We start from the raw sequence: 14,618 nt of genomic DNA, 5'->3' as shown, positions 1-14,618 counted from the left end.
GTCTCAAGCCGGATGGCATACTTTCTGGTGACTCGAACCGGGGGAAAATTATGAGATTCGTGCTGTACATCATTGCGGTGTTGTGGGTGGCGGGGGCCATTTTCGCGCTAATCCGTACGTTGCGGAAGACCAAGCGCCACGAGAAACTGATCGCCGGCTGGCCAAAGGTCCAGGCGACTGTCACCGGCAATGTGGGCGGCTGGAGCGGTGGCAGCGGCGGTTCATCCCGAAGTCGGCGTTTCTATCCCACCTATCAGTTCGCGGGCCCGAACGGGATTCTCTATGCCGGCGAATCGGAGGTGTCGTACCGTAACCAACAGGTGCCCGGAACGCTGGTGGAGGTGGCGTACAACCCCGCAAACCCCAACCAGTCGTTTCAGATGTCGTCGGATTCCAAGGCGATGCTCGGATGTCTGGTGCCGTTCTTCGCCCTGTTTTCCCTGCTGCTGTTCTGGGTTGCCGGCAACTTCCCGCTGGGCTGAGCCGTGGATTCCATCAAGCTGATCTTTGTTGTGCTGCCCGGGCTCTTCCTTGTCCTGGGCCTGATCCTCGCGGCCCTGTCCCTGGCGGCATCCTTCCGCCGGAAACGTTCCATGGCCGGCTGGTCTGAGGCCTCCGCGACCGTCACCGGCAACCTGCACGGCAAGGACGGCCCCGGAAGTAACGGCACGGACCGGTTTGCGCCGTCGTACCAATTCGACGACGCCGGAGGAAAACGCTGGCTGGGCCAGTCCGATATCTACAGCCAGGACCAGGCCATCATCGGCCAGCCCATCGCTGTTCGTTACAACCCGGCCAATCCGGCCGAGTCCACCCTGCCCGTGTTCTTCGTCGCCAGAACCCGGCTGGCCACAGGTCTCATTCTGGTGCTCTTTGGCGCTGGAGCCATAACAATGTTTGGCTCACTTTCCTGGTAGCCGTGCGGCCGCGGAGGGCCCGGTCCTACGCTGAAGTATGCGCAAGTCCGGGCTGCTTCTGGCAGTAATGACGACGGCGGTCCTCACCTCCTGCTACTACTACGAGGGCCCCACGCCGTGCCCGGCGATTGCGCAGGCGACCGTGGTCTCGGTGACTGTTCCAGCTTCCTATGTGCCGCACGTGGGAACGCTGCGGCTAAAAGCGTGCCAGGACGGTGCATGCAAGGAAGACGCAGTGGAACTCCGCCCCGGCTCCGTTTCTGTGGACCAGGGCTGCACCCCTGACGGCGTCTGCTCTGCCACGGCATCACCCGACGGGACGCTGATCGGCATGCTGTTCCTGGACTCACTCACCGAGGCTCGCATGGCGGTGACGGCCACCGGAACTTCCCGCGACGGCCACGCCTTGCCGGTGCGGATGGTGGACTTCCGGGCCCGTGGGGCCTTCCCGTATGGCGAACAGTGCGGGCGGTTTATCACCGCCTCTGTAGTGCTCGACGCCGAGGGGTTGCGGGAGGGACCGACGTAAGTCCCACCCTTTGGCGAGGAACAATCCGGGCATTCGATAGCGGTTGCGCAGGGTTTCCACGGGCCCGCCGGCACCTGCCATAGCGTGCTCTTGACTTCCTCAGGCAACACTTCTAGCGTCAGCCTTACTAACACAGCGAATGTTAGATTTCGAGTTCACAGGACGCCAGACGGGGGTTCCGATGCCACTATCAGATCGGGAGCGCAAGCAGCTGGAAGAGCTGGAGGCGGATCTGGCGGCGGACGATCCGCAGCTCGCACAAAGGCTCTCGTCGGGTTCCGTCAGGCTCAGGGCCAAGGCCTATTTCGGGTTGGCGCTATGCCTGATTGGGCTGATAGTGCTGATAACGGGAGTGAGCACACAACTCATCGTCGTCGGCGTCGGCGGCTTCCTCCTGATGGGTGCCGGCACATACCTGACCCTGGGCACGCACCCGTTGCGGCTTCGCTGACGCCACAAGGAAGTTTTAGCGCCGGGCTCTCCACGTCTACGGCTCGCCGAATCCAGCCTGCACCAAACCGCCAATGTAATTCAGTGCGCGCTCCGCGTCCGGTCCCCAGGCCTCGACGTGGAGCAAAGATCCCTTGCCGGCGGCAAGCGTCATGAGTGCAGTCATGGAGGCACCATCCACGCCGTTGATGGTGACATCGGCGTTCATGGATGACAGCCCGCCGGCAACTTTGGCTGCCGGGCGGGCATGCATGCCGGCCTGGTTGATGAGTTCAAAATCCCCGGTGAATTCCGGCCCGGACCCGGTCACCGGGCCTTCTGCGACTGAGCTGACCGGCGACGCCCCGGAGTCCCCCGATCCGTAAACGGCCTCAGCGGCCCGCTTGACGGCGAGCAGGTCGGCGCCGCCCTGGGCCGCTACGGCGGCAGCCACCAGGCCCTCCACCAGGGGCGCGTCCGCCAGGAGCACCGCGGAGGGGTCCTCCGCGAGTTCCTGCGCCGATTCCGCGGTCATCACTGCAGAGCCAAGATCGGTCAACACCACTACGCCGTCGCCGCCGGCGGCCTGGTCCAGGGCGGACATGACCTTCTCCAGGCTTGTTCCAATCCTGCCGTCCGAAGTGCCCCCGGCGGCGATCATCACAACGTCAGGCGCCATCTGCGCGGCAAGCTGCACGGCGCCGTCGGCGATCTTTTCACTATGTGAAACCACCACCAGGCGTACCGTCATGCAGCGGCCCCGACGGCGGCCCGGAGGATCAGGGCGCTGGAGGCGGCACCCGGGTCGCGGTGGCCGGCACTCCGCTCCCCCAGGTAGCTGGCGCGGCCTTTGCGTGCCACCATTGGGTCTGTCGCCACCGCGCCTGCTTCGGCGGCCTCGGCTGCGGCCACCAGCACGGCCAGGACGTTGCCCGTCGCGTCCGCGGCGGCAGCCGAGGCCGCCTCAGCGGCCGGGGTCCAGGCGTCCACCATGGTCTTGTCCCCGGACTCGGCTTTGCCCCTGGCCACGATGCCGTCGCGGGCGGCCACCAACGCAGTAGCGAGCGCCGCGGGATCAACTTCGAGGGCATCGCCGAAGGCAGTGGAGGCCCGCAGGAAGGCTGTACCGTAAAGCGGGCCGGCGGCGCCGCCCACCTTGGACATCAGGGTCATGGCCGTCAGCTTAAGGGCCGCGCCCGGTGTCTCCGGCGGCGTTTCTGCGAGTTTTTCAAGCACGGCCTGGAATCCACGGTCCATATTCTCGCCGTGGTCCGAGTCGCCTATCGGACGGTCCAGCTCAATGAGCCACACCCTGTTTTCGGCCATCGCCTCGGCGCACATCGTCAGCCATTTGACGGCCCACTTAACGTCCAGCAGCATCGTCAAACGCCCCACCGCAGCGCGGCCGTGTGCACGGGGGCGTCCCACAGCTGCGTCAGTTCGTCATCGAGCCGCAGCACCGAGATGGAGCAGCCCTGCATTTCCAATGCGGTGATGTAGTTTCCCACCAGTGAGCGTTCCACAGTGGCGCCGCGCTCCGCGAGCACCTGAACCGCGCGGCGGTAGACGATGTACAACTCACTCAGCGGAGTGCCACCCATTCCATTGACGAACAGCAGGACTTTCTCACCACTGGCAATGCCAAGGTCGCTGAGGACAGGCTCCAGCAGCCGGTCGGTAATGCCATCCGCATTCTCCATCGGGATCTTGTGCCGGCCGGGTTCGCCGTGGATCCCGATGCCGATTTCAATCTCGTTGTCCGCCAGCTCGAAACTCGGCGAGCCGGCATGCGGTACGGTACAGGCCGACAGCGCGACGCCCATGGTGCGGACATTGCTGTTGACGCGGTCGCCGATGGCCGCCACCGCATCCAGGCTGTCGCCCCGTTCAGCAGCGGCGCCGGCGATCTTCTCCACCAGGACAGTCCCGCCTACTCCGCGGCGTCCGGCCGTGTACAGCGAATCCTCCACGGCGACATCGTCGTTGACGAGGACTGTGCGGACCTCCACACCCTCGGCCTGCGCCAGTTCGGCGGCGGTTTCGAAGTTCAGGACGTCACCGGTGTAGTTCTTCACGATATGGACGACGCCGGCACCCGAGTTAACGGCGAGCGTCGCCGGAAGGATCTGGTCCGGCGTCGGTGAGGTGAACACCGCCCCCGGCACGGCGGCGTCGAGCATTCCCAGCCCAACATAACCGGCATGCAGCGGCTCATGCCCGCTGCCACCGCCGGAAAGGAGGCCGACTTTTCCCGACACAGGCGCGTCTTTGCGCGTGACGTATTTGGGATCGGCACTGACGGTGACGAGGTCGGCGTGGGCGAGGCCGAAGCCTTCCACAGACTCGTCGACGACGGAACGGGGATCATTGATGAGCTTTTTCATGGCAGAACTCCTGGGTGTGGGCTCGTGCTAGAGGATTGCACTTTGACCCTACTACCGCGGCATGTAACTCGGGTAGCCTCCGGCTTTCGCGGCATAGGTAAGGGACAGCCCCCAATGACTGTCCCTTACCGGCAGGCCCCAAACTGCGGCCCGCTCAGTTTATCCATCAACTCGACTAACGCCAAGGGTTAGCGCGGACATGACGCCGGACGACGACGGCGTCGGCGTATGCCGGTAGGTGCGCTGCGGCGGCGCGGCGGCCGGAAAGATGCCGTGCTTATGGCCTTTAGAGGAACTTGATCATGCGCGTGTTGCCCAGTGTGTTTGGCTTGACCCGCGCCAGGTCGAGGAATTCGGCGATGCCTTCGTCATGGGAGCGGAGAAGTTCGGAGTAGACCGCCGGGTCCACCGCCGACTGGTCCGCCATGACCTCAAAGCCGTGGCGTTTGAAGAAGTCAACTTCGAAGGTGAGGCAGAAGACGCGTGCCACGCCGAGCGCCCGCGCCTCCTCGAGCAGGCTTTCCACCAGTACGTGGCCCACGCCTTTGCCGCGCCACGAATCTGAGGCGGCAAGGGTGCGCACCTCGGCCAGATCTTCCCACATCACGTGCAGGGCGCCGCAGCCGATGACTTCACCGTCGGCCGATTCGGCGATCCGGAACTCCTGCAGGCTCTCGTAATAGGCAACCGTCTCCTTGGCCATCAGGATCCGCTGCTCTGCCAGGGGCGCCACCAGTCTCTTGATAGCGGATACATCGCTGGTACGGGCAGGACGGATGTCGAAGGAGTCAGTCACGCCTTCCATCCTACGAGGCGGAGCTGCGACAACCAGCTCGACGTGGCTGGCATCCCGGGCGAAGGGCTCGAGGCTCGGGGCTCGTGGGCTGGTTCGGCGCCGCCTCCCAGACATTTGCCGGCGCCTGCTCGTACCTCGCTCTGACGGCGCCTACACAAATGCCTGGCAGCCGGCACCTTGTGCGGCACTCACCGAGCGAAGGCGCCGGGGTCATTTGTGTAGCTTGCGTCAGAGCGACGAAGGAGCAGCAAGCGGCAAATGACTCCGGTGCCTTCGCGCCCCAGCCACCACGAAGCGCAGGTCACGGCACCCGACCCAGCCCCCTCTGCTGTTAACGCACGAAGCCCCGCCGCTCCTGGTGGAGTGGCGGGGCTTCGACTTGGAACTTTAGACGCTCGGGGCGATCTCCGGGATACGCGGCTTGGCGTTGCCGGCGAAGGTGAACTTGGCGTCGTCGCCGTCGCCGTCCACGTCCACCATGACGATGTCGCCGGCGTGGATCTCGCCGAACAGGATCTTCTCGGAGAGCTGGTCCTCGATCTCGCGCTGGATGGTGCGGCGCAGCGGCCGCGCACCCATGGCGGGATCGTAGCCGCGGGTTGCCAGGAGCACCTTGGCCGCGGGCGTGAGTTCGATGCCCATGTCCTTGTCCTTGAGGCGCTTCTCCAGTCGGCCGACGAACATGTCCACGATCTCGATGATCTCGTCCTGGGTGAGCTGCGGGAACACGACAACGTCATCCACACGGTTCAGGAACTCGGGGCGGAAGTGCTGCTTGAGTTCCTCCGTCACGCGGGCACGCATCCGGTTGTAGCCCGTCTGGGTGTCGGTGCCGGACTGGAAGCCGGTGGCGACACTCTTAGAGATGTCCCGGGTGCCCAGGTTGGTGGTCATGATGATCACGGTGTTCTTGAAGTCCACCACGCGGCCCTGGGAGTCGGTCAGGCGGCCGTCTTCGAGGATCTGCAGGAGCGAGTTGAAGAGGTCCGCGTGGGCCTTTTCCACTTCGTCGAACAGGACCACGGAGAACGGACGGCGGCGGACCTTCTCGGTGAGCTGGCCACCTTCCTCGTAACCGACATAGCCCGGAGGGGCACCAAAGAGCCGCGAAACCGTGTGCTTTTCGGAGTACTCGGACATGTCCAGCGTGATGAGGGCGTCCTCTTCACCGAACAGGAACTCGGCCAGCGCCTTCGCCAGTTCGGTCTTGCCGACACCCGTGGGGCCGGCGAAGATGAACGAGCCGCCGGGACGCTTGGGGTCCTTCAGGCCTGCGCGGGTGCGACGGATCGCCTGGGAGAGTGCCTTGATGGCCTCGTTCTGGCCGACCACGCGCTTGTGCAGTTCGTCTTCCATCTTCAGCAGGCGCGAAGACTCTTCCTCGGTCAGCTTGAACACGGGGATACCCGTGGAGTTCGCCAATACCTCGGCGATGAGATCCTCATCCACCTCGGAGATGTCGTCCATGCCGCCGGACTTCCAGTGGCGTTCCTTCTCGGCGCGCTCGGTAATGAGCTTCTGCTCCTTGTCCCGGAGCGACGCGGCGCCTTCGAAGTCCTGCGCGTCGATGGCGGACTCCTTCTCCATCTTCAGCTGGGCGATGCGCTCGTCCATGGCCTTCAGCTCCGGCGGGGCGGTCATCCGGCGGATGCGCAACCGGGCACCGGCCTCGTCGATCAGGTCGATGGCCTTGTCCGGCAGGAAGCGGTCCGAAATATAGCGCTCGGAGAGGCTGGCAGCCGAGGCGAGGGCGCCGTCGGTGATAGTGACACGGTGGTGTGCCTCGTAGCGGTCACGCAGGCCCTTGAGGATCTCGATCGCGTGTGCGACGGAGGGCTCCTTGACCTGGATCGGCTGGAAACGGCGTTCCAGCGCGGCGTCCTTCTCGATGTGCTTGCGGTACTCATCCAGCGTGGTGGCACCAATGGTCTGAAGTTCACCACGGGCCAGCATGGGCTTGAGGATGGACGCGGCGTCAATGGCACCCTCAGCAGCGCCGGCACCCACCAAGGTGTGGATCTCGTCGATGAAGAGGATGATGTCGCCGCGGGTGCGGATTTCCTTGAGGACCTTCTTCAGGCGCTCTTCGAAGTCACCGCGGTACCGGGAGCCTGCCACCAGGGACCCGAGGTCCAGGGTGTAGAGCTGCTTGTCCTTGATGGTCTCCGGGACGTCGCCGCGGACAATCGCCTGGGCGAGGCCTTCGACGACGGCGGTCTTGCCGACACCGGGCTCACCGATCAGGACGGGGTTGTTCTTGGTGCGGCGCGAAAGCACCTGCATCACGCGTTCCATTTCGGACTCGCGGCCGATCACCGGATCCAGCTTGTTCTCGCGCGCAGCCTGGGTCAGGTTGCGGCCGAACTGGTCCAGTACTACCGAACCGGCGGGGGTGCCTTCGGGCTGGCCGGCCCCGACGCCTGCGCCGGTGGTTTCCTTGCCCTGGTAGCCGGAGAGCAGCTGGATGACCTGCTGGCGGACCCGGTTGAGGTCAGCGCCGAGCTTGACGAGCACCTGGGCAGCAACACCCTCACCCTCGCGGATGAGGCCCAGCAGGATGTGCTCCGTGCCGATGTAGTTGTGGCCCAGCTGCAGCGCTTCGCGCAGGGAGAGCTCCAGCACCTTCTTGGCGCGGGGCGTGAAGGGAATGTGGCCTGACGGAGCCTGCTGGCCCTGGCCGATGATCTCCTGCACCTGCTCGCGGACGCCGTCCAGCGAAATGCTCAAGGACTCAAGAGCCTTGGCGGCAACGCCTTCACCCTCATGGATCAGCCCCAAGAGGATGTGTTCGGTACCAATATAGTTATGGTTCAGCATGCGTGCCTCTTCTTGGGCAAGCACAACGACGCGACGGGCACGGTCCGTAAATCGCTCAAACATTTCGCCACACTCCTAGCTACAACGTACTTTGATGCTACGTGCCCGATCCCGTCTTGTGGAGCGTGTTCGCCACAGGGGAAACCGTGATGTTTCTAAGGTGTCCTGAATCGCCGCAGCCAGCTGCCGGAGCCGGTATCTCTGGCGCCGTGCCAATGACGCGCGGGACACCCCGCCACTTCCCGCGAGAGACTCCGGCGGCACTTCACTCGTGGGTGACCGGGCTTGCCGGCGCCCTGCCGGTGTCGATTGCCCTTGCCTGCTACACCGCCACCCTCGTCATTACCGTGGGCGTGAATATACCCCTTAATATCAGGCTTGGAAGCGCTGCCAGCGCGCAACATGCCATAGCCGGTAGAAAGTTCTTCGAACGCCGGTGGACGCGTTGGAACATTTACCGCACCTGGCTGTCCCTTGCAGCATTGGTGGCCCTCTGCATAGCGTGGACCATGCTTTGACAGTCCTTTAGCCGCAGCATCGGCAATTTCAGCCAAGGGCGCGAGCCCGGTTATTCATTGGCAGCAAAGAACCCTGCCCCGCCGAGAGGCGAAACAGGGTTCTTGACATTCAAGGGGCGCAGTCCGCTAGGAATTGGCCTTTTGGTAGGCTTCCTGGATTTCAGCCTGAATTCTGCCGCGGCTGTTGACCGTGTAGCCGTTGTCCCGCGCCCACTGACGGATCTGGGCTGAATCATTGCCACGGCCCGTCACTGCAGCCTTGGCGCGGGTACTGCGCCCGGCCGAGGTTTTGCGGGCAGCAGCCACGAAGCGCTCCAGGCTCGAGCGGAGTTCGGCTGCATTCGCGGCCGACAGATCGATTTCGTAACTGGCCCCGTCAAGGCCAAACCGGACATTCTCGTCCGCGGATCCCCCATCCAGATCATCTACGAGGATGATGTTTACTTTCTGTGCCATTTAAAGACTTCCTCTTTGAGGTTCGGGATGTGCAGAAAAGCGGGATGTTTCTACAAAAAGTATGAACCTCATTATGGCACTACGTCAAAGTGACAAATGAGCACTGTGGATAATCACAGAAAGCACTGCGGGTTTATTTATCCGCAGCAGTATCCGGTCCGTCCAATGGCTTAACGGCACGCACATCCGCCTCGGCCTGCGCGCGTGCTTCCGCCTGCCGCTCGGATTTATCGGCATTGAAGATCGATTTCATGACGAACCAGAAGATCAGGCCCACCACTATTGAGGGCAGCAGTACAGCTACATATTCCATAATCAGTGCCCTTCGGGCTTCAGGAGCGGGAACAGGATGGTTTCACGGATCCCTGCTCCGGTGAAAAGCATGACCAGGCGGTCGATTCCCAGCCCGATTCCGCCCATGGGAGGGGCACCATATTCGAGGGCGCGCAGGAAGTCCTCATCCAATTGCATGGCCTCGTCATCACCTGCAGCCGCGTGCCGTGACTGCTCGGTCAGCCGCTCACGCTGGATGACTGGGTCAATGAGCTCGGAGAAGGCCGTGCCGCGTTCCATGCCGCCGATGATGAGATCCCAAGCCTCGATCAGCCGCCCGTCTTCGCGGTGCGGCCGGGCCAGCGGCTGGGCGGACGGTGGGTAATCGTAAACAAAGGTGGGGTTCAGGAGGGTGGGTTCCACGATTTCGCCGAACAGTTCAACGGCCAGTTTCTCGGCGTCCCATTTCGGATCCACCTTAACCTCGTGCTTCGTGGCGATCTCGCGCAGTACCTCAAGCGGAGTGTCCGGGGTGACTTCCTGGCCAACGGCGTCGGAAAGTCCCGGGTAGACCGAAACCCAGGCCCAGTCGCCGTCGAGGTTGATCTCCCCGGCTTCAGTCTGGAGGGTGCGTCCGGCACCCACGGCGTCGGCGGCGTCGAGGATGATTTCCTTGATGCGCTCCGCCATCACGAACTGGTCCGCCCAGGCTTCGTAGCACTCGAGGGTGGTGAACTCGGGGCTGTGCGTGGAGTCCACGCCCTCGTTCCGGAAGACGCGGCCCATGTCGTAGACACGGTCGATCCCGCCCACCACGGCACGCTTGAGGTACAGCTCGGTGGCGATGCGCAGGGTCATCTTCTGGTCGAACGCGTTCATGTGCGTCTCAAACGGGCGTGCCAGGGCACCGCCGTGGACCAGCTGCAGTATGGGGGTTTCCACCTCCACGTAGTTGTGCCGGTGGAGGCTTTCGCGGATGGAACGGGTGATCGACGCGCGGGTGTAGACCATTTCACGTGCTTCGTCGCGCACCATCAGGTCCACGTACCGCTGCCGGACACGGGTTTCCTCGTTCAGTTCCGCGTGCAGCACGGGCAGCGGACGCAGGGCCTTGGAGGCCATGGACCAGGACTCCGCCATCACGGACAGTTCGCCGCGGCGGGAGGAAATCACCTCACCCTTGATGAACACGTGGTCGCCGAGATCCACCAGGGCCTTCCAGTCCGCGAGCGCTTCCTCGCCCACATTGGCAAGGCTCAGCATGGCCTGGAGCCGGGTGCCCTTGCCGTCAAGGCCGCCCTCCTGCAGGGTGGCGAAGCAGAGCTTGCCGGTGTTACGCACAAACACAACTCGGCCCGTGACGCCCACAACGTCGCCGGTGGTTTCGTCCGCTTCGAGGTGCGCGTACTTTTCGCGGATCTCGGTCAGGGAGTGTGTGCGCTCAACACCCACCGGGTACGCCTCGGTGCCGCGCTCGATCAGCTTGCCGCGCTTCTCCATGCGGATGCGCATCTGCTCGCTGGCGTCGAGGGGCTCTGGGGCGTTTTTGGGGGTGGGGGTGTTTTGGGAAGTCACAATCCCCAAGTTTACCGGGAGTTCAGCCGGCCGGGTTCCGGCGGGTGCGCGGGCATAGACTCGGGCTGTGGAGTCCTGGAAACTAGAAACGGCGGACGGCGGACGCCTGGAGGTGCATTCGTTCCTCACCCCTGCGGAACTGGACCCGACGACGGCGGGGCCTCCCGGCGTCGTACTCGTCCACGGTACTTTGGTCACCGACGCCCTCTACCGCCCTTTTGCGCGGAAACTCAGCCTCCTGCTGGGCCGCCCAGTGCACTGTTACAACCGGCGCGGGCGCGCGGGCTCTTCGCCGCAGCCGGACGATTACTCGGCAGAAACCGAAGTCAGCGACCTCGCAGCGGTCATGGACAAGACGGGTTCTACGGATGTGGTGGCGCACAGCTACGGCGGTTTCGTGGCACTGCAGGCTGCCAGGACCCTGCCGATCGGCAGGCTGGTGACCTATGACGCGGCGGTATCGCTTTCCGGAAACCTCAGCCACCGGTGGCGGCCCGAGCTTGAGGACGCCGTGACCGCGGGCCAGTTGAACCATGCCTGGGCACACCTGGTCCAGGGCCTGGGTACCGCCGGGCCGCTGTCCTACCTGCCGCTGGGCGCGCTGCGGATGCTGAGCATCCTCTCGGCCAGGACAAACCTCGGGACGGAGATGCGCCTGTTGCTGCCTACAGCGGTGAAGGAAATGCGCGCCGTGCTCGACGCCGACGCCGATCTGGACGATTTCACTATGCTCACCACCCCCATCCTGATGCTCAGCGGCGGCTGGAGCCCGGCGTACTTCGCCGAGACCGGGCGGCAGCTGGCGTCCGCTGTGCCGTCCATCGAGTTCCGCGTGGTCCCCGGGCAGCTGCATGAGGGGCCCATCCGGCCCGGCAAGGGACTGGCCGTGCGGATTGCCCGGTTCCTCAATGCCAGCGACGGCCAGATCCAGAAGCTGGGACGGCGCCGGTAGCCGGGCGGGGACTCAGCCGGCGTTCAGCCGGGGCTCAGCCTCGTCCGCCTAGGATGGGAACCGTGAAAGAGCAGGAAGTCCCCACGCACGACGGCGGCACGCTGGCTTTGTACAGCTACGGCACCGAGGATGCGCCGGGAGAACGCCGCGTGGTGGTGATCGGCGGAGCCTTCCTGACCGCGCTCATTTACCGGCCGTTCTCCATGGCATTGGCGGACGGGCTGGGTGACGGGTGGGCCGTGGACGTTTACGACCGGCGCGGACGCGGCAAGTCCGCGGACCAGCCGGCCGATTACTCGATGGCCACGGAAATCGCGGACGTCCGCACCATCATGGAAGCCACCGGCGCCCGCAACCTGCTGGGCCACAGCCTGGGCGGCTCGGTGGCCCTGAACGCAGTGCAGGAGTTCGCGGGAACGCCCCATGAGCCGGACAAGCTTGCAGTTTACGACGCAGCCGTGAACATCGAAGGCAGCATCGACACCGCGTGGCTGGACGACTTTGAAGCTGCGGTCAACGACGGCAAGCTGGGGCATGCCATGGCCCACCTGAAAAAGGGAATGCAGCCGGCCACAGCATTGTCGAAAATTCCCGGGCCTGTCCTCGCCGGGCTCATGGCGTTGGTGTCCCGCACCAAGGTCAACAAAATGGCGCGGGAGCTGATGCCGACGGGCGTGGGTGAACTGCGGGCCGCCTATGACGAGGTCGATCACGCCCGGGACTTCGCCGTGCTGCCCGCCAACACACACTTCATGGCGGGCGGCAAGAGCCCGCGCTACTACAAGGTCACGGCCCAGCGACTTCACGCCGCAGTCCCTGGCAGCACCTTCGAGCTGTCCCCCAAGGGCTACCACGGCTCCATCCCGGCTGCAGTGAAGGAACTGGTCACCGACATCGCCGAGTACTTCAAGAGCTAAGGCATTACGCAGGTTGCTCGGCTAGGCTCGGATCATGACGCGCGAGAACATCAAGACCCCCGATGGCGGCACCCTGGAGCTCTTCACCACGGGTGCGGACCTGGCGTCCGCCGGCTCCGGCGTTGTTGTGGTTCAGGCTTCCATGGTGACCGCAGCCGACTACACCCGCTTTGCCCAAAAGCTCAGCGCCGCCCTTGGCCGGCCGGTGCACACCTTCAACCGCCGCGGCCGGGGTTCCTCCTCGCCCCAGGCCCTGGACTACACCCTGGATGCGGACATCCGGGACCTGGACGCCGTCATGAAACATACGTCCAGCACGGACGTGTTTGGCCACAGCTTCGGCGGCGCGGTGGCCCTGCACGCAGCGCGCACGCTGCCCGTGGAGCGCCTTGCTGTTTATGACCCTGCCGTGTCCGTGAACCACAGCGTCACGGCCGACTGGACCACGGAATATGAGCGCGCCACGGCCGCGGGGGACGATGACCGCGCATTGGCCGTCCTGACCAAGGGACTGGAAACCGGCGGCGCCTTCTCCCGGATGCCGCTGTCCATGCTGACCATCGCCAACAAGCTCACGGCAGGGACACACCTCGGCAAGCAGATGCGCGACATGATGCGCACGGGCGTCAGGGAAATCAAGGCAATCATCGCCGCGGACATGCCGGCCGAGCCGTTTCTGGAACTGCCCTTGGAGACCCTGATTGTGGTGGGCGAAAAGAGCCCGGCCTACTTCGGTGTGGCATGCGGCCAGATCCACGACATCCTCACCGGATCCAGCTACACCATCCTGCCCGGTTTCGGCCACGACGGCGTGATCAAGGCGCCGGACAAGCTCATCACCGAACTCAGCGACTTCTTCGCCGGCTGATAAGTGACTCCGCATCGGCTGGTCCTCGTCGGCGGCGCAGCCGCAGCCGCCGCGGCCACTCTGTCATGCTTGGTGACTCTTCACATCGCGAAAACCCTGGTCACCCCGGTGGGCCGGCATCGCGAACGCATCAGGATTGTGGATTCCGGCGCCGGCACGGTGACCCTCCGGGCCAACCGCGACACACTGACTTCCGGCATCTTTAGCCTTTACTGGGGCAATCGAAGCGGCCACGCCCGGATCGGTCAGGTCTTGTCCACCGATATGAAGAGGGGAACCGTCACCCGCCGGGTAGAGGCCATCTACGCAGGCCAGCTTGCGCCGGGCACGTCGGGATACTGGTCCGGGTATGTCTACCCGGACCCGGAAGAGGCCGGCCTCCCTTTCGGGGACGTCACCTTGCCGGGGCCCGCTCCCGCGTGGCTCGTTCCCGGCACAGATCCAAGTTCCTGGGTTATCCACCTCCACGGCCTCGGCGGACGCCGGGCAACAGGACTTCGCACGGCACCGTTCTTCCATCGCCACGGGCTCACCCAGCTGCTCATCTCCTTCCGCGGAGACGGTGACGCTGCCCCGACGGCAGACGGCAAACACCATCTTGGCGTCAGCGAGTTGGCGGACGTCGAAGCAGCCCTGGCCTTTGCGGCGCGGCAGGGAGCTACTTCCGTCATCCTGTCGGGATGGTCGATGGGCGCAAGCATGGCGCTCGCAGCAGCCCACACCTCCAAACACCGGCATCTGATCACAGGGCTGGTCCTGACCGCGCCGGTCCTCGACTGGCACCAGACACTGCTCTCCAACATGGCATCAGCGCGGCTGCCGGCTGCTCTGGCACGCGGAGCGTCGCGCGTCCTCGGCGGTCCCCTGCACAAGTTCGCCGGATTGCATCAGCCGCTGGACCTCGGAGCCCTGGCATTTACCGAGGTTGCGCCGCCGGTTCCCGTGATCATCCTCCATGGCGATGGCGATGCCAGTACGCCGATCCGTGTCAGCGAGGACTTCGCCAACCGCTTTCCCGCCCACGTGCGTCTGGTCAGGTTTCCCGCCTGCCGCCACACGCAGGAATGGAACAGCTGGCCCGGGCTCTGGGAAAACTCGGTGGCCGGCTGGCTGCGGGAACTTACCCCCAAGTAGGTAGCGCTATCTGTCGTTTTGAGGCCCCAAACGACAGATAGCGCTACCTAGTC

At 64.5% G+C, this 14,618-nt stretch carries 17 protein-coding genes; 9 read left to right on the top strand and 8 right to left on the bottom strand.

Annotated elements, in window-relative coordinates; genetic code table 11:
- The first annotated feature begins 50 nt into the window (after positions 1-50).
- The 4 genes from AC1MCD_RS01300 (at position 51) to AC1MCD_RS01285 (ending at position 1,897) form a co-directional block, all read left to right on the top strand.
- Complete coding sequence (locus AC1MCD_RS01300; RefSeq protein ID WP_498675139.1) at positions 51-482, top strand: DUF3592 domain-containing protein; 432 nt, start codon at positions 51-53, stop codon at positions 480-482.
- Between the two features lie 3 nt (positions 483-485).
- Positions 486-917 carry a DUF3592 domain-containing protein gene (locus AC1MCD_RS01295; RefSeq protein ID WP_498675138.1) on the top strand — a complete coding sequence of 144 codons (432 nt, stop codon included), beginning with the start codon at positions 486-488 and terminating at the stop codon, positions 915-917.
- Between the two features lie 37 nt (positions 918-954).
- Positions 955-1,446 carry a hypothetical protein gene (locus tag AC1MCD_RS01290; RefSeq protein ID WP_498675137.1) on the top strand — a complete coding sequence of 164 codons (492 nt, stop codon included), beginning with the start codon at positions 955-957 and terminating at the stop codon, positions 1,444-1,446.
- Between the two features lie 181 nt (positions 1,447-1,627).
- The gene (locus AC1MCD_RS01285) at positions 1,628-1,897 is read left to right on the top strand and encodes a DUF3040 domain-containing protein (RefSeq protein ID WP_498675135.1); all 270 of its coding nucleotides are present in this window, start codon (positions 1,628-1,630) and stop codon (positions 1,895-1,897) included.
- 36 nt (positions 1,898-1,933) lie between these two features.
- On the opposite strand, the gene dhaM is transcribed toward AC1MCD_RS01285, so the two are convergent.
- The 5 genes from dhaM to AC1MCD_RS01260 form a co-directional block, all read right to left on the bottom strand.
- Complete coding sequence (gene dhaM / locus AC1MCD_RS01280) at positions 1,934-2,626, bottom strand: dihydroxyacetone kinase phosphoryl donor subunit DhaM (protein ID WP_498675132.1); 693 nt, start codon at positions 2,624-2,626, stop codon at positions 1,934-1,936.
- Positions 2,623-3,255, bottom strand: a complete 633-nt coding sequence (gene dhaL, locus AC1MCD_RS01275) for a dihydroxyacetone kinase subunit DhaL (protein ID WP_498675131.1) — start codon at positions 3,253-3,255, stop codon at positions 2,623-2,625. Before dhaL ends, dhaM begins: the two co-directional genes overlap by 4 nt.
- A gap of 2 nt (positions 3,256-3,257) precedes the next feature.
- Complete coding sequence (gene dhaK / locus AC1MCD_RS01270) at positions 3,258-4,259, bottom strand: dihydroxyacetone kinase subunit DhaK (RefSeq protein ID WP_498675129.1); 1,002 nt, start codon at positions 4,257-4,259, stop codon at positions 3,258-3,260.
- A gap of 286 nt (positions 4,260-4,545) precedes the next feature.
- Positions 4,546-5,064 carry an amino-acid N-acetyltransferase gene (locus tag AC1MCD_RS01265; RefSeq protein WP_498675128.1) on the bottom strand — a complete coding sequence of 173 codons (519 nt, stop codon included), beginning with the start codon at positions 5,062-5,064 and terminating at the stop codon, positions 4,546-4,548.
- Between the two features lie 378 nt (positions 5,065-5,442).
- Complete coding sequence (locus AC1MCD_RS01260) at positions 5,443-7,935, bottom strand: ATP-dependent Clp protease ATP-binding subunit (RefSeq protein WP_498675126.1); 2,493 nt, start codon at positions 7,933-7,935, stop codon at positions 5,443-5,445.
- A gap of 86 nt (positions 7,936-8,021) precedes the next feature.
- Between AC1MCD_RS01260 and AC1MCD_RS01255 the strand changes: the two genes are divergently transcribed.
- Positions 8,022-8,390, top strand: a complete 369-nt coding sequence (locus AC1MCD_RS01255) for an anthrone oxygenase family protein (protein ID WP_498678466.1) — start codon at positions 8,022-8,024, stop codon at positions 8,388-8,390.
- Between the two features lie 126 nt (positions 8,391-8,516).
- Here AC1MCD_RS01255 and AC1MCD_RS01250 read toward each other — a convergent pair whose 3' ends face one another.
- The 3 genes from AC1MCD_RS01250 to lysS form a co-directional block, all read right to left on the bottom strand.
- Positions 8,517-8,846, bottom strand: coding sequence for a histone-like nucleoid-structuring protein Lsr2 (locus AC1MCD_RS01250; protein ID WP_498675123.1), 330 nt, complete (start codon positions 8,844-8,846; stop codon positions 8,517-8,519).
- 133 nt (positions 8,847-8,979) lie between these two features.
- Positions 8,980-9,159 (bottom strand): hypothetical protein, encoded by a 180-nt coding sequence (locus tag AC1MCD_RS01245; protein WP_498675121.1) that lies wholly within the window; start codon positions 9,157-9,159, stop codon positions 8,980-8,982.
- A 2-nt stretch (positions 9,160-9,161) separates the two neighbouring features.
- Positions 9,162-10,694 carry a lysine--tRNA ligase gene (gene lysS, locus AC1MCD_RS01240; RefSeq protein WP_498675119.1) on the bottom strand — a complete coding sequence of 511 codons (1,533 nt, stop codon included), beginning with the start codon at positions 10,692-10,694 and terminating at the stop codon, positions 9,162-9,164.
- A gap of 67 nt (positions 10,695-10,761) precedes the next feature.
- On the opposite strand from lysS, the gene AC1MCD_RS01235 reads away from it, so the two are divergent.
- The 4 genes from AC1MCD_RS01235 to AC1MCD_RS01220 all read left to right on the top strand — a co-directional run bounded on the left by AC1MCD_RS01235 (position 10,762) and on the right by AC1MCD_RS01220 (position 14,565).
- Positions 10,762-11,646, top strand: coding sequence for an alpha/beta fold hydrolase (locus AC1MCD_RS01235; RefSeq protein ID WP_498675118.1), 885 nt, complete (start codon positions 10,762-10,764; stop codon positions 11,644-11,646).
- 62 nt (positions 11,647-11,708) lie between these two features.
- Positions 11,709-12,563: an alpha/beta fold hydrolase gene (locus AC1MCD_RS01230; protein ID WP_498675116.1), complete on the top strand. Its 855-nt coding sequence runs from the start codon at positions 11,709-11,711 to the stop codon at positions 12,561-12,563.
- Between the two features lie 34 nt (positions 12,564-12,597).
- The gene (locus tag AC1MCD_RS01225; RefSeq protein ID WP_498675114.1) at positions 12,598-13,431 is read left to right on the top strand and encodes an alpha/beta fold hydrolase; all 834 of its coding nucleotides are present in this window, start codon (positions 12,598-12,600) and stop codon (positions 13,429-13,431) included.
- A gap of 72 nt (positions 13,432-13,503) precedes the next feature.
- Entirely contained in the window at positions 13,504-14,565 is a 1,062-nt protein-coding gene (locus tag AC1MCD_RS01220) for an alpha/beta hydrolase family protein (RefSeq protein ID WP_498675111.1), read from the top strand.
- Positions 14,566-14,618 lie beyond the last annotated feature (53 nt).

The organism is Arthrobacter sp. BF1 (assembly GCF_056680215.1).
The sequence above is the reverse complement of the archived record's forward strand: the minus strand, read 5'-3'. Positions and strand labels throughout refer to the sequence as shown.